The organism is Paracoccus sp. S-4012, from assembly GCF_009674885.1.
Taxonomy (GTDB): domain Bacteria; phylum Pseudomonadota; class Alphaproteobacteria; order Rhodobacterales; family Rhodobacteraceae; genus Paracoccus.
The window spans coordinates 442,632-461,500 of the sequence record NZ_WKKA01000001.1 but is presented as its reverse complement, the minus strand read 5'-3'; the positions used below and the strand labels follow the sequence as shown (position 1 = coordinate 461,500).

20 protein-coding genes are annotated in these 18,869 nt (G+C 71.6%); 14 read left to right on the top strand and 6 right to left on the bottom strand.

The features are described 5' to 3' along the window. Positions 1–125: 125 nt before the first annotated feature. The 7 genes from GI374_RS02295 (at position 126) to GI374_RS02265 (ending at position 8,033) form a co-directional block, all read left to right on the top strand. Entirely contained in the window at positions 126–1,373 is a 1,248-nt protein-coding gene (locus tag GI374_RS02295) for a PP2C family protein-serine/threonine phosphatase (protein WP_154335377.1), read from the top strand. A gap of 241 nt (positions 1,374–1,614) precedes the next feature. Continuing rightward, positions 1,615–2,640 carry an Hsp33 family molecular chaperone HslO gene (locus tag GI374_RS02290; RefSeq protein ID WP_154335376.1) on the top strand — a complete coding sequence of 342 codons (1,026 nt, stop codon included), beginning with the start codon at positions 1,615–1,617 and terminating at the stop codon, positions 2,638–2,640. Then, on the top strand, positions 2,640–3,221 hold the full coding sequence (locus GI374_RS02285) for a CoA pyrophosphatase (protein WP_154335375.1): 582 nt from the start codon (positions 2,640–2,642) through the stop codon (positions 3,219–3,221). The genes GI374_RS02290 and GI374_RS02285 overlap by 1 nt, the downstream gene beginning before the upstream one ends. Beyond that, positions 3,218–4,387: a CCA tRNA nucleotidyltransferase gene (locus tag GI374_RS02280; RefSeq protein WP_370515094.1), complete on the top strand. Its 1,170-nt coding sequence runs from the start codon at positions 3,218–3,220 to the stop codon at positions 4,385–4,387. Before GI374_RS02285 ends, GI374_RS02280 begins: the two co-directional genes overlap by 4 nt. Beyond that, a complete protein-coding gene (locus GI374_RS02275) occupies positions 4,384–6,237 on the top strand; it encodes an ABC transporter ATP-binding protein (protein ID WP_370515093.1) in 1,854 nt (617 codons plus the stop codon). Before GI374_RS02280 ends, GI374_RS02275 begins: the two co-directional genes overlap by 4 nt. Continuing rightward, the gene (locus GI374_RS02270) at positions 6,234–7,460 is read left to right on the top strand and encodes a class I SAM-dependent RNA methyltransferase (protein WP_370515092.1); all 1,227 of its coding nucleotides are present in this window, start codon (positions 6,234–6,236) and stop codon (positions 7,458–7,460) included. Before GI374_RS02275 ends, GI374_RS02270 begins: the two co-directional genes overlap by 4 nt. 66 nt (positions 7,461–7,526) lie before the next feature. Beyond that, positions 7,527–8,033 carry a murein L,D-transpeptidase family protein gene (locus GI374_RS02265; RefSeq protein WP_154335373.1) on the top strand — a complete coding sequence of 169 codons (507 nt, stop codon included), beginning with the start codon at positions 7,527–7,529 and terminating at the stop codon, positions 8,031–8,033. Positions 8,034–8,136: 103 nt separating this feature from the next. On the opposite strand, the gene GI374_RS02260 is transcribed toward GI374_RS02265, so the two are convergent. The 3 genes from GI374_RS02260 to GI374_RS02250 are packed head-to-tail and all read right to left on the bottom strand — an operon-like array spanning position 8,137 to position 9,844. Beyond that, the gene (locus tag GI374_RS02260; RefSeq protein WP_154335372.1) at positions 8,137–9,063 is read right to left on the bottom strand and encodes a PLP-dependent cysteine synthase family protein; all 927 of its coding nucleotides are present in this window, start codon (positions 9,061–9,063) and stop codon (positions 8,137–8,139) included. After that, a complete protein-coding gene (locus tag GI374_RS02255; protein ID WP_154335371.1) occupies positions 9,060–9,293 on the bottom strand; it encodes a hypothetical protein in 234 nt (77 codons plus the stop codon). The genes GI374_RS02260 and GI374_RS02255 overlap by 4 nt, the downstream gene beginning before the upstream one ends. A 38-nt stretch (positions 9,294–9,331) precedes the next feature. Further along, positions 9,332–9,844: a CAP domain-containing protein gene (locus GI374_RS02250; RefSeq protein WP_154335370.1), complete on the bottom strand. Its 513-nt coding sequence runs from the start codon at positions 9,842–9,844 to the stop codon at positions 9,332–9,334. Positions 9,845–10,109: 265 nt separating this feature from the next. Between GI374_RS02250 and GI374_RS02245 the strand changes: the two genes are divergently transcribed. Then, positions 10,110–10,775, top strand: coding sequence for a L,D-transpeptidase (locus tag GI374_RS02245; RefSeq protein WP_370515091.1), 666 nt, complete (start codon positions 10,110–10,112; stop codon positions 10,773–10,775). A 63-nt stretch (positions 10,776–10,838) separates the two neighbouring features. On the opposite strand, the gene hemH is transcribed toward GI374_RS02245, so the two are convergent. Together hemH and GI374_RS02235 are read right to left on the bottom strand one after the other, a co-directional pair. Beyond that, positions 10,839–11,873, bottom strand: a complete 1,035-nt coding sequence (gene hemH / locus GI374_RS02240) for a ferrochelatase (protein WP_154335368.1) — start codon at positions 11,871–11,873, stop codon at positions 10,839–10,841. Continuing rightward, positions 11,870–12,715, bottom strand: a complete 846-nt coding sequence (locus tag GI374_RS02235; RefSeq protein ID WP_154335367.1) for a methyltransferase domain-containing protein — start codon at positions 12,713–12,715, stop codon at positions 11,870–11,872. Before GI374_RS02235 ends, hemH begins: the two co-directional genes overlap by 4 nt. On the opposite strand from GI374_RS02235, the gene GI374_RS02230 reads away from it, so the two are divergent. The 3 genes from GI374_RS02230 to GI374_RS02220 are packed head-to-tail and all read left to right on the top strand — an operon-like array spanning position 12,714 to position 14,599. Further along, complete coding sequence (locus GI374_RS02230) at positions 12,714–13,463, top strand: double zinc ribbon domain-containing protein (RefSeq protein WP_154335366.1); 750 nt, start codon at positions 12,714–12,716, stop codon at positions 13,461–13,463. The genes GI374_RS02235 and GI374_RS02230 overlap by 2 nt on opposite strands. A gap of 33 nt (positions 13,464–13,496) precedes the next feature. Continuing rightward, a complete protein-coding gene (grxC, locus tag GI374_RS02225; protein ID WP_154335365.1) occupies positions 13,497–13,763 on the top strand; it encodes a glutaredoxin 3 in 267 nt (88 codons plus the stop codon). Further along, complete coding sequence (locus GI374_RS02220; RefSeq protein ID WP_154335364.1) at positions 13,763–14,599, top strand: carbon-nitrogen hydrolase family protein; 837 nt, start codon at positions 13,763–13,765, stop codon at positions 14,597–14,599. Before grxC ends, GI374_RS02220 begins: the two co-directional genes overlap by 1 nt. A gap of 4 nt (positions 14,600–14,603) precedes the next feature. Here GI374_RS02220 and ubiG read toward each other — a convergent pair whose 3' ends face one another. Beyond that, complete coding sequence (gene ubiG, locus GI374_RS02215; RefSeq protein ID WP_154335363.1) at positions 14,604–15,338, bottom strand: bifunctional 2-polyprenyl-6-hydroxyphenol methylase/3-demethylubiquinol 3-O-methyltransferase UbiG; 735 nt, start codon at positions 15,336–15,338, stop codon at positions 14,604–14,606. Between the two features lie 51 nt (positions 15,339–15,389). On the opposite strand from ubiG, the gene pip reads away from it, so the two are divergent. From pip to nusA, 3 genes are all read left to right on the top strand, one after another. After that, complete coding sequence (gene pip, locus GI374_RS02210) at positions 15,390–16,358, top strand: prolyl aminopeptidase (RefSeq protein WP_154335362.1); 969 nt, start codon at positions 15,390–15,392, stop codon at positions 16,356–16,358. A gap of 211 nt (positions 16,359–16,569) precedes the next feature. Next, positions 16,570–17,211 carry a ribosome maturation factor RimP gene (gene rimP / locus GI374_RS02205; protein WP_154335361.1) on the top strand — a complete coding sequence of 214 codons (642 nt, stop codon included), beginning with the start codon at positions 16,570–16,572 and terminating at the stop codon, positions 17,209–17,211. A 7-nt stretch (positions 17,212–17,218) separates the two neighbouring features. Beyond that, positions 17,219–18,856, top strand: a complete 1,638-nt coding sequence (gene nusA, locus GI374_RS02200; RefSeq protein WP_154335360.1) for a transcription termination factor NusA — start codon at positions 17,219–17,221, stop codon at positions 18,854–18,856. The last annotated feature ends 13 nt before the right edge of the window (positions 18,857–18,869 follow it).

Here is an 18,869-nt window from a genome sequence, read left to right as displayed (position 1 = left end):
CGGCTGATCCCGCGCGGCATAGGCCGAAACGCCCCGCCCGGCAAGTGAGGCGGCCTTGCGTTAACCGCCCTTTCAGGCGGGCCTGCTATGCCGCGCCGGTGCGCGAGCGGGATCGACAGAGGGGGATGAAAACGGGCGCGCCTGCGGGCCGCAGCCCCCGGCGCGCGCTACTGGCCTGCGCGGCGGGGATGCAGGGCACGGCGGCCGCAACCGCGCTGCGGCGCGCGGGGGTCGAGGTGATCCGCGCGGGGTGCGGCCCGGATGCGGCGGCGCAGCTGTCGCAGGGTCCGCCGGACATGGTGCTGCTCGACTGGAGCCTCGGCCCGCCGGGCGCCGACGCCCTCTGCCGCCTCCTGCGCGAAGAGGAGGGGCCGGAGGACTATGCCTATGTCCTGATGCTGGTCCCCGCAGGCGAACGCGCGGCGGCGCAGGCGGCGCTCGCGGCGGGCGCCGACGACATCCTCGCCGTCCCGTTCGAGGCGGTGGAACTGCAGGCCCGCGTCAGCGCCGGGCTGCGGTTGCTGGACATGGCCGACCGCGTGCGGGCCAGCAAGCGCGAGGTCGAAGCGGCGCTCGCGCAGCTGCGCTCCGCGCAGGCGGCGATGGAGGCCGACCTGTCGGAGGCGCGGCGGCTGCAACAGGGGCTGATCGGGCCGCGGCGGGTGAACCTGGGCGCGGTCACGGTCTCGCTGCTGCTGCGGCCCGCGGGGCATGTCGGCGGCGATCTGGTCGGCCTCTTTCCGATCAACGGCCACCGGATCGCGACCTATGCCGTCGATGTCTGCGGCAGCGGGGTGGCCGCGGCGCTGCTGGCCGCGCGGGTGGCCGCGCATCTGAGCCCCGGCTCGGGCGAGAACCTGGCGCTGAGACTGGATGAGCACGACCTCTACGACGCCCGCCCGCCGGTCGAAGTGGCGCGGCTCTTCAACCGCCTGATGCTGGAGGAGGTGGCTGGCGATTCCTATTTCACGATGGTCTATGTCGATCTCGACACGCTCTCCGGGCGCGGCCGGCTGGTGCAGGCGGGCCATCCGCATCCGATGCTGCAGCACCCGGACGGCCGCATCGAGGTCCTCGGCCGCGGCGGCCTGCCCGTGGGCGTGCTGCCGCAGGCTGATTGGGAGGAGGTCGGCTTCGTGCTGGAGCCGGGGGCGCGGCTGTTCCTTGGCTCCGACGGCATCACCGACGCGGTGAACCCCGAGGGCGTGCAGCTGGGCGAGGAGGGCCTCACCGCGATCCTGCGCACCAACACCTTCCTCTCGGGCGAGCCGCTGCTGGAATCGCTGTGCTGGTCGGTGGCGCAGTTCACCCGCGGCCAGGGCAAGGACGACATCTCGGCCGTCCTGCTCGAGCGCGAGGCGCCGCCGCCATAGCAGGCTCCAGACTTCTTCTGTCTACAAATATCCATCCTTCCCTTCCCACAGCCAGCAGCGCCCGGCCGAGGATTCCCGGGGTCATCTTCGCCCGCGCCAGTCCATGTCCCTGGGGTGCAGGACGAGGGCCTCGCGGGTGGGCGGGCAGGCAGCGCCCCGCCCTGTTCCGGCGTGACCCCGCTCCCTATATTGGCCCCAACCCGCGGCCTCACAGCCGCCCGCATCCGTTTCCCGAGGGCCCATGTCCAAGCTCAACCAGATCGCCTGGGACGATACCGTCCTGCCCTTCCAGCTCGACCGCTCGGGCGTGCGCGGCCGGGTCGCGCGCCTCGACGGGGTGCTGGAGCACATCCTCTCGCGCCACGACTACCCCGAGCCGGTCGCCGCCGCGGTGGCCGAGATCGCGCTGCTGACCGCGCTGATCGGGCCGACCATCAAGCTTCGCTGGAAGCTGTCGCTGCAGGTGCGCGGCAACGGCGCGATCCGCACGCTGGCCTGCGACTGGTATGCGCCCGAGACCGAGGGCGGACCGGCGCGGATGCGCGCCTGGGCCAGCTTCGACGCCGAGCGCCTCGACGAGACCGCGCCGCATTTCGGCCAGATCGGCGAGGGCTATTTCGCCATCCTGATCGACCAGGGACCGGGCACCGTGCCTTACCAGGGCATCACGCCCCTGACGGGCGGCAGCCTCGCGACCTGCGCGCAGACCTATTTCGCGCAGTCCGAGCAACTGCCGACCCGCTTCGCCCTGACTTCAGGCCGCTCGCAGTTGGGGCCGAGCGCCCCGGAGCAATGGCGCGCGGGCGGCATCATGCTCCAGACCCTTCCCGCGCAGCCGATGAGCGCCTCGGGCGAGGGCGGCAGCGGGGAGGGCGGGCTGATCGAGGCGGCCGACATCCTGCAGGGCGCGCAGTCCGAGGACTGGAACCGCGCCAACCACCTGCTCGAGACCGTCGAGCCGCTGGAGCTGATCGGGCCGACCGTGGCGCCCACGGACCTGCTCGTGCGCCTCTTCCACGAGGAAGTTCCGCGCGTCTTCGATCCGCAGCGGGTGGAGTTCGGCTGCTCCTGCTCGGCCGACCGGGTGCGGGGCACGCTCTCGATCTACTCGGCCAAGGACATCGGCCACATGACCACCGAGGACGGGCGCGTGACCGCCGACTGCCAGTTCTGCGGCGCGCATTACGAATTCGACCCGGCGAGCCTCGGCTTCGAGGCGACGGTCGATGCCGAGGGCCGTCCCCTGCCGGGCGCGGCGGCCGAGTGATGGACCTGGGCGCGCGCCTCACGGCGGCCCTCGCCGCCGAGGCGGGGCCGTCCTCGGACTACGACCTCGACGGGCTCAGGCCCGCGGGGGCCGGGCTGCGCTCGGCCGGGGTGCTGGCGGCGTTCCGCGCGGATACGGGCGACCTGATCCTGACCAAGCGCGCCTCGGGCCTGCGCCACCATCCCGGCCAGATCGCGCTGCCGGGCGGCAAGGTCGATCCCGGCGACGCCGACGAGACCGCAGCCGCCCTGCGCGAGGCGCATGAGGAGGTCGGCCTGCCGCCGGGCCAAGTCGAAGTGCTGGGCCGCCTGCCCGCGCATCGCACCGTCACCGGTTTCGCCATGGTCGGCGTCGTCGGCCTGATCCACGGTCCCTTCACGCCCGTCGCGGAGGCCGGCGAGGTCGAGGAAGTCTTCGAGGTTCCCTTCGCCCATATCGCCGACCCGGCCCGCTACCACATCGAGCGGCGGCAATGGCGCGGCGACTGGCGCTCCTACTACGTCGCGCCGTTCGGCCCCTATTACATCTGGGGCGCAACCGCCCGCGTCCTGCGTGGCCTGGCGCTGAGGCTCGCGGCGTGAGGCTGCCAGAGGCGATCACGGCCGAGCCGCGCCTGCAGCGGGTGCTGGCGATGCTCTCGGACGGGGGTCACGCCGCGCTGATTGTCGGCGGCGCGGTCAGGAACGGCCTGATCGGCGCGCCGGTCGAGGACGTGGACATCGCCACCGACGCGCTGCCCGCGCGGGTGCAGGAACTGGCGCAGGCGGCGGGCCTTCGCGCGGTGCCGACCGGCATTGACCACGGCACCATCACCGTCGTCACCGGCGGTCGCGGCTTCGAGGTCACGACCTTCCGCCGCGACGTCGAGACCGATGGCCGCCGCGCCGTCGTCGCCTTCTCCGACCGGGTGGAGGAGGACGCCGCGCGGCGCGACTTCACCATGAACGCGCTCTACGCCACGGCCGGGGGCGAGGTGATCGACCCGGTGGGCGGGCTGCCCGACCTCACCGCCCGACAGGTGCGCTTCGTGGGCAACCCGGCCGCCCGCATCGCTGAGGACTACCTGCGCGTCCTGCGCTTCTTCCGGTTTCATGCGTGGTATGGCGCGCCCGGAGCGGCCGACCCGGAGGCGCTCGCGGCCTGTGCCGAGGGTGCGCCCGGCATGGCGCGGCTGTCGCGCGAGCGGATCGGGGCCGAGACGCGCAAGCTGCTGGCTGCGCCCGATCCGTCCGAAGCTGTCGCGCTGATGGCTGGCGCGGGGGTGCTGGCCCAGGTTCTGCCCGGCGCCGATCCTGCCACCCTGCCGGCCCTGATCGCGGCCGAGCGTGGGGCGGGCGTCGCTCCCGACTGGCTGCGCCGCCTCGCCTCGCTGCACGGCGACGACCCGGCCGAAGCGCTGCGCCTGTCGCGCGCCGAGGCTGCGCGGCTCGCCCGCCTCGCGCCCGTGCCGGGCCGCTTCTCGGTCGATGCCGCGGGCTACCGCCTCGGCGAGAGCGCGGGCCGGGACGCCGCCCTGCTCGCGCAAGCCCGCGGCGAGCCTCTCCCTGAGGACTGGCCGCAGCGCCTCGCCGAGGCCGCGGCCTCACCCCTCCCCATCTCCGCCGCCGACCTGTCGCCGCCGCTTCAGGGTCCCGCCATCGGCCAGGGCCTGCGCGCGGCGGAACAGGCGTGGATCGACTCGGGTTTCGCCATGCCGGCGCCCGGCCTGATCGACGTGGCGCTGACCGTGGCGGAGACCGGGAAATGATGTTCCACGACCGTTTCGCGCGGATGATCGACGCCTTCCGCCCGGCCGAGGGACCGCCTCCGCGCCGGCTGCTGGCCTTCTTCCGCTGGTGCCTCGCGGGCGCCTGGCCGGGCCTCGCCGTGGCCGCCGTCGCCTCCGCCGCGGGCGGCATCGCCGACGTGCTCTCGGCCACGCTGCTCGGCGCCGTGGTGGATGCGGTGACGCTCTCCACCCCCGCGACGCTGGTCGCGGACCACGGGCTGCTGATCGCGGGATTTATCGTCTTCTTCCTCGTCGCGCGGCCGCTGATCTACGGCCTCTCGACCGCCTCCTCGAACGTCATCATCGGCCCCAACGTCCTGCCGCTGGTCCTGTCGCGCCTGCACCGCTGGACGCTGGGGCAGGCGGTGACCTTCTTCGACAACGACTTCGCCGGGCGCATCGCGCAAAAGCAGATGCAGACCGCCCGCGCCGTGACCGATGTGGCCTCCGAGGCGGTCAATACCGTCACCTTCGCCCTCGCCTCGGTCCTCGGCTCCGCCGTCTATCTCATCACCGTCGATTCGCGCAGCGGCTTGCTGCTGCTCGTCTGGCTGGTCCTCTACTTCGCGTTGATCCGCTTCTTCCTGCCGCGCATCCGCACGAGTTCCGCGGGCCGCGCCTCGGCCCGCGCGATGGTCTCGGGGCAGGTCGTGGACACGATCACCAACATCAAGACCGTGAAACTGTTCGCCCATGCCAGCCACGAGGACCGCGCCGCCCTGGGCGCGATGGAGGGCTTCCGCGAGGCCGCGCTCGACTTCGGCCGCGTCTCGACCTGGTTCCGCTTCTCGCTGATGCTGATCGCGGGCCTTCTGCCGGTGCTGCTGGTCGGCGCGGCGTTGATGCTGTGGCGGCAGGGGCAGGCCACGCCAGGCGATATCGCGGCCTCGGGCGCCATCGCCATTCGCCTCGCGCAGATGACCGGCTGGGTCAGCATGGCGCTGATGGGGGTCTGGGGCTCGATCGGCGAGGTCGAGGACGGAATGGAGACGCTCGCGCCCCCGCATGCGCTGACCGACGCGCCCGGCGCGCAGGCGCTCGAGCGGGCGGAGGGGCGGATCAGGTTCGACCGCGTGACCTTCACCTATGGCCGCGGCGCCGGGGGCCTCGAGAAACTCGACCTGCACATCGCGCCGGGCGAGCGGGTTGGCATCGTCGGCCAGTCCGGGGCGGGCAAGACCACGCTCGTCGCGCTGCTGCTACGCCTCTACGACGTCGAGAAGGGCGCGGTCTGCATCGACGGCCGCGACATCCGCGAGGTCACGCAGGAGAGCCTGCGCCGCCAGATCGGCATGGTCACGCAGGAAACGGCGATGTTCAACCGCAGCGCGCGGGCGAACATCCTCTACGGGCAACCCCGGGCGACCGAGGAGCAGGTCGTGGCGGCCGCGAAGGCGGCCGAGGCGCATGAGTTCATCCTCGGGCTGAAGGATTTCGCGGGGCGCACCGGCTACGACGCGCATCTGGGCGAGCGCGGGGTGAAGCTCTCGGGCGGGCAGCGGCAGCGGATCGCGCTGGCCCGCGCCTTCCTCAAGGACGCGCCGATCCTGGTGCTGGACGAGGCGACGAGCGCGCTCGACAGCGAGGTGGAGGCGCAGGTGCAGGACGCGCTGACGCGGGTGATGCGCGGCAAGACGGTGCTGGCGATCGCGCACCGCCTCTCGACCATCGCCGAGCTCGACCGGATCGTGGTGCTGGACGAGGGCCGCATCGTCGAGCAGGGCACCCATGCCGAGCTGCTGGCCAAGCGCGGCCGCTACGCCCGCTTCTGGGAGCGGCAGTCGGGCGGGTTCCTGGGCACCGACGAGCCGCGGGAAGCGGCCGAGTGAGCCTCTGGACGGTCGAACGGCTGGGCCGGCGCGGCGATGGCGTGGCGGTCGCGGCGGACGGGTCGCGGGCGCTTGCGCCGCTGACGCTGCCCGGCGAGGCGATTTCGGGCGAGGCGTCGGACGGGCGCATCGCGCAGCCGCGGATCGTCACGCCCTCGCCCGAGAGGGTCGCCGCGCCCTGCCCCCATTACCGCGCCTGCGGCGGCTGCTCGCTGATGCATGGATCGGAGGGCTTCGTCGCGGGCTGGAAGGCGCAGGTGGTCGAGACCGCACTCGCCGCGCGCGGCATCGAGGCAGAGGTGGAGGCGGTGCGGACCTCGCCGCCGCGCTCGCGCCGGCGCGCGGTGCTGGCCGGGCGGCGGACGAAGAAGGGCGCGCTCGTGGGGTTTCACGCCCGGGCCTCGGGGGTGATCGTGGAGGTTCCCGGCTGCCTCGTGCTGCGCCCCGCGATCCGCGACGCGCTGCCGCTGCTGGCTGAGATCACGGTGGCAGGCGCCTCGCGTTCGGGCGAGCTGGCGATGACGGTGACGGAGGGACCGGCGGGCCTCGATGTTGCGGTGCGCGGAGGCAAGCCGGCAGATCCCCCGCTCATGGCCAGGCTGGCCGGAATCGCGGCCGAGGGCGACCTCGCCCGGCTCGACTGGGACGGCGAGACCCTGACGCGCCGCGCGCCCTGGCTGCCGATGGGGGCCGCGCGGGTGGTTCCGCCGCCGGGCGGCTTCCTGCAAGCCACGGCCGAGGGCGAGGCGGCCCTCGTCGCCGCGGTGCTGGAGGGCAGCGCCGGGGCGGGCCGCGTCCTCGACCTCTTCGCCGGTTGCGGCACCTTCGCGCTTCCCCTCGCCTCGCGGGCGGAGGTGCATGCGGTCGAGGGGCTGGCCCCCGCCCTCGCCGCCCTTGATTCGGGCTGGCGGGCAGCCAAGGGGCTGCATCGCGTCACCACCGAGGTGCGTGACCTCGCGCGACGCCCCCTGCTGGCATCGGAACTGGGACGATTTGACGCGATCGTGATCGACCCACCCCGCGCCGGGGCCGAGGCGCAGGCCCGCGAAATCGCTGCAAGCACCGTCGGACGCGCCGTCTGGATCGCCTGCGACCCGGTGACATTCGCGCGCGACCTTCAACATCTCGTGGTTGCAGGCTGGCGGATCGACCAGCTGCAGGTCATCGACCAGTTCCGCTGGTCCCCGCATGTGGAAACTGCGGCGCATTTGACTCGACGCTAGCGACACGGTCGCGCCGCATGCTAAATTCTGCTCACGAACGCGAGATAAAAAGCGTCAGGGGCAGTGATGAGAAGACTTTTCCAGGCAGCCGCCGGGTTGGTGATGCTGGCCGTTGTGGCCGGCTGCGCGAATCGCGGGGAGGAGCCGTTTGTCGGGCCGGTTACGCAACTCCTCGTCCAGAAGGGCGAGCGCAAGATGCATCTGCTGAGCGGCAACCAGATCGTGAAGACCTATGAGGTCGGCCTCGGTTTCGCGCCGGACGGCACCAAGATGTTCGAGGGCGATGGTCGCACGCCCGAGGGCACCTATTTCATCGACCGGGTCAATCCCAACAGCCGCTATCACCTGTCGCTCGGCATCTCCTACCCGGCGCCGCAGGACATCGAGCGGGCAAGGGCCATGGGCGTCAGCCCCGGCAGCGACATCTTCATCCACGGCCAGGGCCCCGAGGGTCAGGCGCTGTCGAAGCAGATGCGCGACTGGACCGCGGGCTGCATCGCGGTGACCGACGAGGAGATGGAGGAGATCTTCCAGATCGTGCGTGCCGGGGTGCCGATCACCATCGTGCCGTGAGGCGGTGAGGCGTCTCGCCGCGAACGGTCCCGGGCGAGGTAGGGTGCGTGCTTTGCACGCACCGCGGGGCGAGACGGTGCGTGCAAAGCACGCACCCTACGCCTCAATACTTCAGTCCCGTATCGCACAGGACCGTGGCCACCGTCGCATCCTCCGCGAGGCGCCCGGACTCGAGCAGCTTTGCGGCCGCGCAGACATTCGCCGCCGCCGAGAGGCCGACATAGAGGCCCTCCTCCACCGCCAGCCGCCGGTGCCAGTCGCGCACCTCGTCATCTGTCACCGGAATGCTGAGGTCCATCAGGCTGGCGTCCCAATGCGGCGGGACGGCGCCGTAGCTGGTCCCCTGGATGATGTGGCCCGGCTTCACCACCGGCTCCCCCGCCAGCGGGCGACTGCCCTCCGGCTCGACCGCAGCGCAGAGGGTGAGGGGGTTCGCGGCTTTCAGCGCGCGGGCGACGCCCATGAAGGTGCAGCCGGTGCCGACCGCCGCGACCCAGCCGTCGACGGGGCCGCCGACCTGCTCGAGGATCTCGGGCCCGGTGGTGCTGGCATGGGCGGTGATGCCCTCGGCCGCGTTGAACTGGTCGACGAAGAAGGCGCCCTCCTCGTGCGCGATCCGCCGCGCGACCTCGGCGGCAGCGGCGATGTCGGCGCCGGTCACGCGACCGGGCAAGCCGTCCACTTGCGGGACCAGCACCACCCGCGCGCCGAGGCCCTCCATCATCCGCGCCCGCGCCGGGCTGTTGCCGGCCGACATGCTGGCGATGAAGGGGTGGCCGAGGGCGGCGCAGACCACGGCGAGGCCCGCGCCCATGTTGCCGCTGGTCATCTCGACCACCGGCGCGCCGGGGCTCAGGCGGCCATCCTTGCGCGCGGCGAGGATGATCGCCCGCGCCGCCCGGTCCTTGACGCTGCCGCCCGGCTGCAGGAACTCGGCCTTGGCGACGACGCGCCCCGGCCCGCGATGGATGCGGTCGAGGGCAACGAGCGGCGTGCGCCCGATCAGGTCAACGGCCGAGGCGCGGATCATCGGGCTCCTCCCGCAATGTCCGACGGCGGATGCCCGCGGAACCAGGCCGCGATCGCGTCGTGCTCATAAGCGCCCGGCCCCTCGCCCATCGGCTCGAGCCACCGATCCGGGATCGAGAAGCGCTCGCCGACCTCGGCCGGGTCGGCTTTCAACACCGCGCGGACGGCGCCCATGACGTAGCGCCGCCCCTCGCCGAGGCCGAGGACGATGAGCCGGGCCGCTGTCTCCATGCGGCCAGACTGCCGCATCCGCGCCCGGCCGTATAGCCTCAGCCGCCCATCACCAGCGTCCACCAGATCTTGCCCGACGGCTCCTGGTACCAGGCCATGCCGAGGTCACGGGCGGTCGGGTCCATGATGACGTCGCGGGTGTCGCGGGTCCGCATCCAGGCGTTCAGCGTCGCGATGTCGTTCTCGTAGGTCTCGGAGATGTTCTGCCCGATCAGGCGGCCAGCATAGCCCGCGCGCTGCACCCGGTCGATGGGCGAGCTGCCATCCGAGCCGAAGTGCCAGGCCCGGTTCTGAGCCGACATGTCGCGGGCATGGGCCTCGGCGGCGGCGGTCAGCTGCGGGTTCAGCTGCACCGGCGGCGCGCCGGAGGCCGCACGCAGCGCGTTCACCTCGCCCAGGATGCGCGGCGCAATGGCGGCGCTTTCGCGCGCGGTGATGGTGTAGGCCACCGGCAGCGGCAGGCCGTCGGGGCCGAGCTGCACCGGCGCCTGACGCGCGCAGGCCGCCAGCGCGAGGGCCGAGCAGAGGGCGAGGAGGGGCAGCTTGGTCATCGGTGTCATTGTCCTCTGGGCGCGCGCCGCCGGAGGCGCGGCCGGATCTTGTCGTGGCGGGTCGGCTATCCGCTCCTAGTCACCCGGAGTCCGCGCTTCAAACCCAAGATTGCGTGAAGCGGCGGGCTGTTGCACCGGTGCCAGAGTCGGGAACCTCTCGCGGCGGTTTGAATTGTTGAAAAAGGTCCGGTGCGGTAGGGGAATGGCAGGCAGTGTTTCGCCCCCGCAAGAGGCCGGGAACGGCCCGCAGAGAGGAGACAGCAAAGTGACCCGAACCCCTTCCCCCGCGCGCCTCAGCCGGCGCGGCTTCCTCGGCGCCTCGGCCGCCGGCCTCGGCGCCGCGGGGCTCGCGCTCCCGGCGGCGGCGCAGGCGCTCGACCCCTTCACCGGCAACCCGCTTCAGGGCGCGGCCGGGGGGGCCACACCCGATGCGGGGCTGGTGCAGACCGACCCGAACGCCGACATCCGCCACAACATCTCGTCGTGGCGTGCGCATAACGACTGGCGGCCCTATTTCAGCAACCTCGCCAACGGCGCGATCCTGATCGACTTCACCTCGCGCGCGCTGACCTACTGGTCCGAGGACGAATCGATCGTCCGCGTGTTCCCGACCTCGATCCCGGTCAGCGAGGACCTGACCCGCAAAGGCCGCACCGAGATCGTCAAGAAGGTGGACGGCCCCTCCTGGTCGCCGACCCCGGCGATGAAGGCGCGCAACCCCGAATGGCCGGACTTCGTGCCGCCGGGGCCGGACAACCCGATGGGCACCCATGCGCTGTGGCTGAGCTGGCAGTATTACCGCATCCATGGCACCCACGACACGCGCAAGATCGGCCGCAAGAGCTCGAACGGCTGCGTCGGCCTCTATAACGAGCACATCGCGCAGCTCTTCGCGTGGTCCAAGGTCGGCACGCAGGTGCTCATCATCTGAGGCGTCCGTCGGGGCGAGGTCTAGGGCGCCGGCCCGCTTCACCGCGGTCCGGCGCATTTTCGTTCAGACCCAGCCCTGCAGGTTCTCCTCCACCAGCCGCGCCATCAGCGCGATATGCGCCCCCCCGGCGTTCAGGCAGGGCACATAGGTGAACCCCGTTCCGCCCGCGGCCTCGTAGCTCTCGCGGATCTCGCCGTTGATCTCCTCAAGCGTCTCGATGCAGTCGGAGGCGAAGGCGGGCGAGATGATGGCGAGGTCGCGTACGCCCGCGCGGGCGAGGTCGGCCACATGCTCGACGGTGTAGGGGCGCAGCCATTCCTCGCTGCCGAAGACCGACTGGAACGTCGTGTCGATCACGCCATCAGGCCAGCCCAGCCGCTCGGCCAGCAGGCGCGAGGTCTTCTGGCACTGGCAGTGATAGGGGTCGCCCTCCATCAGGTAGCGCTTCGGCATGCCGTGATAGCTCGCCACCAGCTTCTCGGGCACGCGGCCCTCGAGCGTCCGCTCGATCGTCCCGGCGAGCGCGTCGATATAGTCGGGGCGGTCGAAATAGGCCGCGACCGTGCGGCTCGCGGGCTGCCATTTCTGCGCCATCAGCGCGCGGAAGAACTGGTCGTTGGCGCTCGCGGTCGTGGAGCCGGCATATTGCGGGTAGAGCGGGAAGAACAGGAGCCGCTCGCAGCCGGCCTTGACCATGCGATCGACCACCGAGGGGGTCGAGGGATTGCCGTAGCGCATGGCGAAATCGACCAGCACGCGGTCGCCGTAGGTCTCGGCCAGCGTCGCGGCCAGCTTCTCGCATTGCTCCCGCGTGATGGTCATCAGCGGGCTTTCGTTCTTCTCGGTGTTCCAGATCAGCCGGTAGTTCGCGCCCGAAGTGAAGGGCCGCTTGCTGAGGATGATGCCCTGCAGCAGCGGCTGCCACTTCCACCTTGGATAGTCGATCACCCGCTGGTCGCTGAGGAACTCGCTCAGATAGCGGCGCATCGACCAGTAGTCGTGGTTGTCGGGCGTGCCGAGGTTGGCGATCAGGACGCCGACCTTCGGCTTTGGCAGGGCCGGATGGTCGGCCGGGGCATGGGCGGGCTGATGGGTCATGGCTCGCTTTCGGAAGGACGCGCGCGGGCGAGGGCGTCGGCCAGCGACACCGTGGCCGAGCCCGGCCGCAGGGGTTTCGGCTGCGAGGGCGCGGGCGCCCAGCCGGTGAGGAAAATGAGTTCAATCCGCGCCAGGACGCGGGCGGGATCGTCGGGATCGGGATTGGCCTCGGCATAGAGCTGCGCCGCGTGGGCCAGCACCGCGCGCGGCAGCGGCTGGCGGCGACGGTCGGCCATGGCGTTGCCCTCGCCCATCGCGCGCAGCTCGCGGCCCAGGTGGAGCATGTCGCGGTAGCTGAGCGTCACCGGCACCGAATCGGCCACCGGCAGCGCGAGGCCTGCGCGGGAGATGAGGCCGCCCAGATCGCGCAGGTCGCCCATCGGAAGGACATGAGGCGAGAGGCCGCCGGTCAGCTCGACCTCCGCCTGCGACAGGGCGGCGCGCAGCCCCGCGAGGCTCTCGCCGCCGGGCAGGACGGCGAGAAAGAGGCCGTCGGGACGCAGCGCGCGGGCAGCCTGCACCATCTGCCCCACCGGATCGTCGGCCCAGTGCAGCGCCAGCGCATGGATCACGAGGTCGAGCGAGGCCGGGGCGAGGTCCAGCACCTCAGCATCCGCGACCTGCCGTGCGGTCGGGAAGCGGGCCGACCAGGTATCGGGCCAGCCGCTGACGACGGCGAGGTCTGTAAACCGCCTGTTAATCTCTGCCAGCCTATCCTTGATCTCGTCGGCGGCGAGGTCGTGGAGGAGCGTCACGGGTCCCTGCCGCCGGGCGCGGGCGCGGCCAAGCTCGAGCCGGGCGCGATCGGTGAGGCGGCGTGGCGAGGAGGGCGCGGAAGTCATGGGGGCGGAACCTAGTGCCATCGGCGCGGCATGGAAAGGCGCGCTGCGGCTGATCTATCCGCCGCAATGCCCGGCCTGCGACACGCCGGTGGCCGAGGACGGCGGCCTCTGCCCCGGCTGCTGGCGCGAGGCGGGGTTCATCACGGGCGCGGCATGTGACGCCTGCGGCAGCCCCCTGCCTTCGCCCGGCGAAGGCGCGGCGGGGATGCTGGTCTGCGACGACTGCATGGCGCTCGCCCGGCCCTGGGCGCGGGGGGTGGCGGCGCTGCGCTATTCCGGCACCGGGCGGCGGCTCGTGCTGGCGCTGAAGCATGGCGACCGGCCCGACCTCGCGCCGTTGCTCGGCCGGTGGCTGGCGGATGCGGTGGGTGCGGCAGAGGGCGCGGTGGTGGTGCCGGTGCCGGTGCATCCGCGGCGGCTGCTGCGGCGGCGCTACAACCAGGCGGCGCTGATCGGGGCGGCGGTGGCGCGGCGGCTGGGGCTGGCGCACCGGCCCTCCGCGCTGAGGCGGCTGCGGCACACGCCGATGCAGGACCACCGCAGCCTCGCGGACCGGTTCGAGAACCAGCGGGGCGCGATCGGCGTTTCCCTCCCGGATGCCGCGCGCATCGCCGGGAGGCCGGTGCTGCTAGTGGATGACGTCATGGCCTCTGGCGCGACGATGGCGGCGGCGGCCGAGGCGCTGACGGCGGCAGGCGCAGGGCCGATCACCGCCGCCGTGGTGGCAAGGGCGGTGAAGGATGACTAGATCGGGGCTGACCCCGAACGAAGGAGCCGGATGATGGCCGATGCGCCGAAAGTCGAGATTTATCTCACCCGCAGCTGCCCCTACTGCCACATGGCCCGCGGGCTGCTGGACCAGAAGGGCGTCTCCTATGAGGTCGTCGACGTGGGCGCCGATCCCTCGCGCCGGGCCGAGATGACGCAGCGCTCAAATGGCGGCCGCACGGTGCCGCAGATCTTCATTGACGGGCGGCCGGTGGGCGGGTCGGACGACATCCACGCGCTCGACCGGATGGGCAAGCTCGACCCGATGCTCGGCCTCTGATGCGCGCCGGGCTGGTCCAGCTGACCTCCGGCGACGACCCGGAGGCGAACCTGCCCGAGACGCAGGCGCTCATCGACGAGGCGGCGGGCGCGGGCGCGGGGCTGATCCTGACGCCGGAATGCACCAACATCGTCAGCAGCGACCGTGCCCATCAGCGCGCCGTGCTGCGGACGGAAGCCGAGGACCAGACCCTCGCCGCCCTGCGGGCGCAGGCGGCGGCGCGTGGCGTCTGGCTGCTCATCGGCTCGCTGATGCTGCGCGCCGACGACCCGGCGGAGGAGCGGCTCGTCAATCGCAGCCTGCTCCTCGCGCCGGACGGCCGGATCGCCGCTCGCTACGACAAGATCCACATGTTCGACGCCGACCCCCGCCCCGGCGAGAGCTACCGCGAGAGCGCCGCCGTGCGCCCCGGCGAGGCGGCCGTCATGGTGCGCGAGCCGCTGCCGCTCGGCCTGACGATCTGCTACGACCTGCGCTTTCCCGCGCTCTACCGCCGCCTCGCGCAAGCGGGTGCGGAGGTGCTGACGGTCCCCGCCGCCTTCACCGTGCCGACCGGCGAGGCGCATTGGGAGGTGCTGCTGCGCGCCCGCGCGATCGAGACCGGCTGCTATGTGCTGGCCCCGGCGCAATGCGGCACGCACCCGTCGCGGAGGCCGACCGATCGACCCCGGCGCAGCTACGGCCACAGCCTCGCCGTGGCCCCCTGGGGCGAGGTGCTGGCGGATGGCGGCACCGCGCCCGGCGTCACGCTGGTCGAGATCGACCCCGAGGCCGTGGCGGCGGCGCGGCGGCGGATCGCCTCGCTCAAGGGCGACCGCGAGTTCTCCGGGCCGTGACGCCTCAGGCCGGCTTCAACCCGGTGGCGATGTAGTTGCAGGAGAGATCCCGATCCGAGAGCGACCAACTCCACGAGACCGGGTTGAAGACCATGCCGCGGCGGTCCACCGGCGCGAGGCCAGCCCCGCGCATCATGCCCGCAAGCTCGTCGGGGGTGATGAACCGCTGCCAGTCATGCGTGCCGCGCGGCAGCCAGCGCATCACCCACTCCGCGCCCACGATGGCGAGCGCGAAGCTGCGCGCGGTGCGGTTCAGCGTCGAGACGATCACGAGGCCGCCGGGCCGCGCCAGCCCCGCGCAGGTGGCGACGAAGGCGGGGGGATCAGCCACATGCTCGACGATCTCGAGCGCGAGGACCGCGTCGAACCGCTCGCCCGCGGCGGCGAGGGCCTCGGCGGTGGTGGCGCGATAGTCGATCGCCAGCCCCTGCTGCGCTGCATGAAGCCGCGCGACCTCGATGTTGCGCGCCACCGCGTCGGCGCCGACCACCTCGGCCCCGAGCCGCGCCATCGGCTCGCTGAGGAGCCCGCCGCCGCAGCCGATGTCCAGCAATCGCAGCCCCTCGAACGGCCGCTCCGCCCGCCGGTCGCGCCCGACCTGCGCCGCGACCTGCCCAACCACATAGTCCAGCCGCACCGGGTTCATCAGGTGCAGCGGCCGGAACTTGCCTTTCGGGTCCCACCACTCGGCCGCCATCGCCTCGAACTTGGCGAGTTCCCCCTCGTCGATGCTGCTCATCTTCGCGGTCCTCCGGTGGCGGGCGTCGCCGGCCAAGGGTATAGCTGAGGCATGGACAGGGAACACGGTCAAATCGGCGCGGGCGGGCGGCTCTATCCAGGGGGCGAGCCCTTCGACCGGCGGCAGATCGACATGGGCGACGGGCATCGCGTCTATGTCGAGCAGTTCGGCCATCCCGAGGGGCGGCCGGTCGTCGTGCTGCATGGCGGGCCGGGGGGCGGCTGCTCGCCCTTCATGCGGCGCTTCTTCGACCCGGCGCATTACCGCGTGGTGCTGTTCGACCAGCGGGGCTGCGGCCGCTCGACCCCGCGCGCCTCCGTGGCCCGCAACACGACGGCGCATCTGCTGGAGGACATCGAGGCGATCCGCGTCACGCTGGACCTCGGCCCGGTGCTGCTGTTTGGCGGCAGCTGGGGGGCGACGCTCGCGCTCGCCTATGCGCAGGCGCGGCCCGAGGCGGTGGCGGGGCTGATCCTGCGCGGCGTGTTCCTCGGGCGGCGGCGCGAGCTCGACTGGTTCTACGGCGGCGGGGCGGCGCGGTTCTTCCCCGAGCTCTGGGCGCGCTTCCAGGCGCCGATCCCAGAGGACGAGCGTGGCGACATGATCGCGGCCTATCACCGGCGGCTGTTCAGCGGCGATGCGGCGGTGGAGGCCACGCATGCCCAGTCCTGGCTGGCCTGGGAGAACTCGCTCGCGGGGTTCGGCGACACTGGCGGGGGTCCGGCGCCGTCGGACTACGCGCGCGTGTTCGCGCGGCTCGAATGCCACTATTTCGCCAACCGCTGCTTTCTGCAGGAGGGCCAGCTTCTCGCGCAGCGGCACCGGATCGAGCATCTGCCGGCGGCAATCGTGCAGGGGCGCTTCGACATGGTCTGCCCGCCGGTCTCGGCGCATGAGCTGGCCGATGGCTGGATTGCGGCCGACCTGCGGATGGTGCCGTCCTCCGGGCATGCGCTGAGCGAGCCGGCGATCGCGGCGATGCTGGTGCGGGTGATGGACGACTGGCGGGAGATGGGCTGACAAAAGCGATTTCCCTGCGAGAAACCGGAACGATCCTTCGCAGAAGGATCGACCCTTTCCGCCGCATCCCTTGCAACGCCGCCCCGGCCTCGCTATATGCCTTCCAACAGCGGAGCAGGCTTCCACCCCCTGCCCCACCGGATGCTTCCGCACGGGCCGCTGACGGCCCGTTTTTCGTTTCCCGACCCCCGCCCCGCCGAGGACGACCCGCATGAGCGACCTCATCGCCAAGACCGCCATCGACCGCCGCCTCGCCGAGATCGTGCAGCCGGTGATCCAGGACATGGGCTACGAACTCGTCCGCCTGCGGCTGCAGGGGGGCCGCACGGCCACGCTGCAGATCATGGCCGACCGGCCCGAGGGCGGCATCAACGTCGAGGACTGCGGCGACATCTCGATCGCGGTCAGCGCGGTTCTCGACGTGGAAGACCCGCTGGAGGACGCCTATCATCTGGAGGTCTCCAGCCCCGGCATCGACCGGCCGCTGACCCGCCTCAAAGATTTCGAGACCTTCGAGGGCTACGAGGTCCGGCTCGAGACCAGCCAGCCGATCGACGGCCGCAAGCGCTTCAAGGGCGTGCTGGCGGGCGTGGAGGGCAATGAGGTGCTGCTGAACCTCGAGGAGCAGGGGCAGGTGCAGACCATCGGCCTCGACTTCGAATGGCTGACCGACGCCAAGCTGGTGCTGACTGACGAGCTGATCGCCGAGATGCTCAAGCAGCGCAAGGAGGCGGGCACGCTCGACGACGCCGCCCTCGACGAGGGCGCCTTCGACGCTATCGAGACCGAAGCCGACACCGACGACGACATTGCAACCGACGAAGCCGGTCCTGCGACCGGCGCCAAGGAGTGATCGCCTGATGGCCATTACCGCAGCCAACCAGCTCGAGCTTCTGCAGACCGCGGAAGCCGTCGCGCGCGAGAAGATGATCGAGCCGGAACTCGTCATCGAGGCGATGGAGGACAGCCTCGCCCGCGCCGCGAAGTCGCGCTACGGCGCCGAGATGGACATCCGCGTCAGCATCGACCGCAAGACCGGCAACGCCCGCTTCACCCGCGTCCGCACCGTGGTCGAGGACGAGGCGGTCGAGAATTACCAGGCCGAACTGACGGTCGATCAGGCGCGGCCCTACCTGGACGACCCGAAGGTCGGCGACATGATCGTGGACGAGGTGCCGCCGGTCGAGCTCGGCCGGATCGCCGCGCAATCGGCCAAGCAGGTGATCCTGCAGCGCGTCCGCGAGGCCGAGCGTGACCGCCAGTACGAGGAGTTCAAGGACCGCGCCGGGACGATCATCAACGGCATCGTCAAGCGCGAGGAATACGGCAACATCATCGTGGACGTGGGCCGCGGCGAGGCGATCCTGCGCCGCAACGAGAAGATCGGCCGCGAGAGCTATCGCCCGAACGACCGCATCCGCGCCTATGTCAAGGACGTCCGCCGCGAGGCCCGCGGGCCGCAGATCTTCCTCAGCCGCACCGACCCGCAGTTCATGGCGGAACTCTTCCGCATGGAAGTGCCGGAGATCTATGACGGCATCATCGAGATCAAGGCCGTGGCCCGCGATCCGGGCAGCCGGGCCAAGATCGCCGTCATCTCCTATGATAACAGCATCGACCCGGTCGGCGCCTGCGTGGGCATGCGCGGCTCGCGCGTGCAGGCCGTCGTGGGCGAGTTGCAGGGCGAGAAGATCGACATCATTCCGTGGTCGCAGGACCAGGCGACCTTCCTCGTGAACGCGCTGCAGCCGGCCGAGGTCAGCAAGGTCGTCGTCGACGAGGACGCGCCGCGGATCGAGGTCGTGGTGCCGGAGGAGCAGCTGTCGCTGGCCATCGGCCGGCGCGGCCAGAACGTGCGCCTCGCCTCGCAGCTCACCGGCCTCGACATCGACATCCTCACCGAGGAGGAGGAGAGCAAGCGTCGCCAGGCCGAGTTCAACGCCCGCACGCAGCTCTTCATGGACACGCTCGATCTCGACGAGTTCTTCGCCCAGCTTCTCGTGACCGAAGGCTTCACCAACCTCGAGGAGGTGGCCTATGTCGATGTCGGCGAGCTGCTGTCGATCGACGGCGTGGACGAGGGCACGGCCGAGGAGCTTCAGGCCCGCGCCCGCGACCATCTGGAGGCGGCGAACAAGGCCGCGCTCGAGAACGCGCGCGCCTTGGGCGCCGAGGACAGCCTGATCGACTTCGAGGGGCTCAGCCCGCAGATGGTCGAGGCGCTCGCCAAGGACGGCATCAAGACGCTCGAGGACTTCGCCACCTGCGCCGACTGGGAACTGGCCGGCGGCTGGACCACCCAGAACGGCCAGCGGGTGAAGGATGAGGGGCTGCTCGAGCCCTTCGATGTGAGCCTCGAGGAAGCGCAGACGATGGTGATGACGGCGCGCGTGATGCTGGGCTGGGTCGATCCCGACGAGCTGATGGCGGTGGCCGAGGGCGAGGAAGACGCCGAGGCCGAAGCCGAGACCGGTGAAACCGAGGAGGGGCGGGCCTGATGGCCCGCTGAGG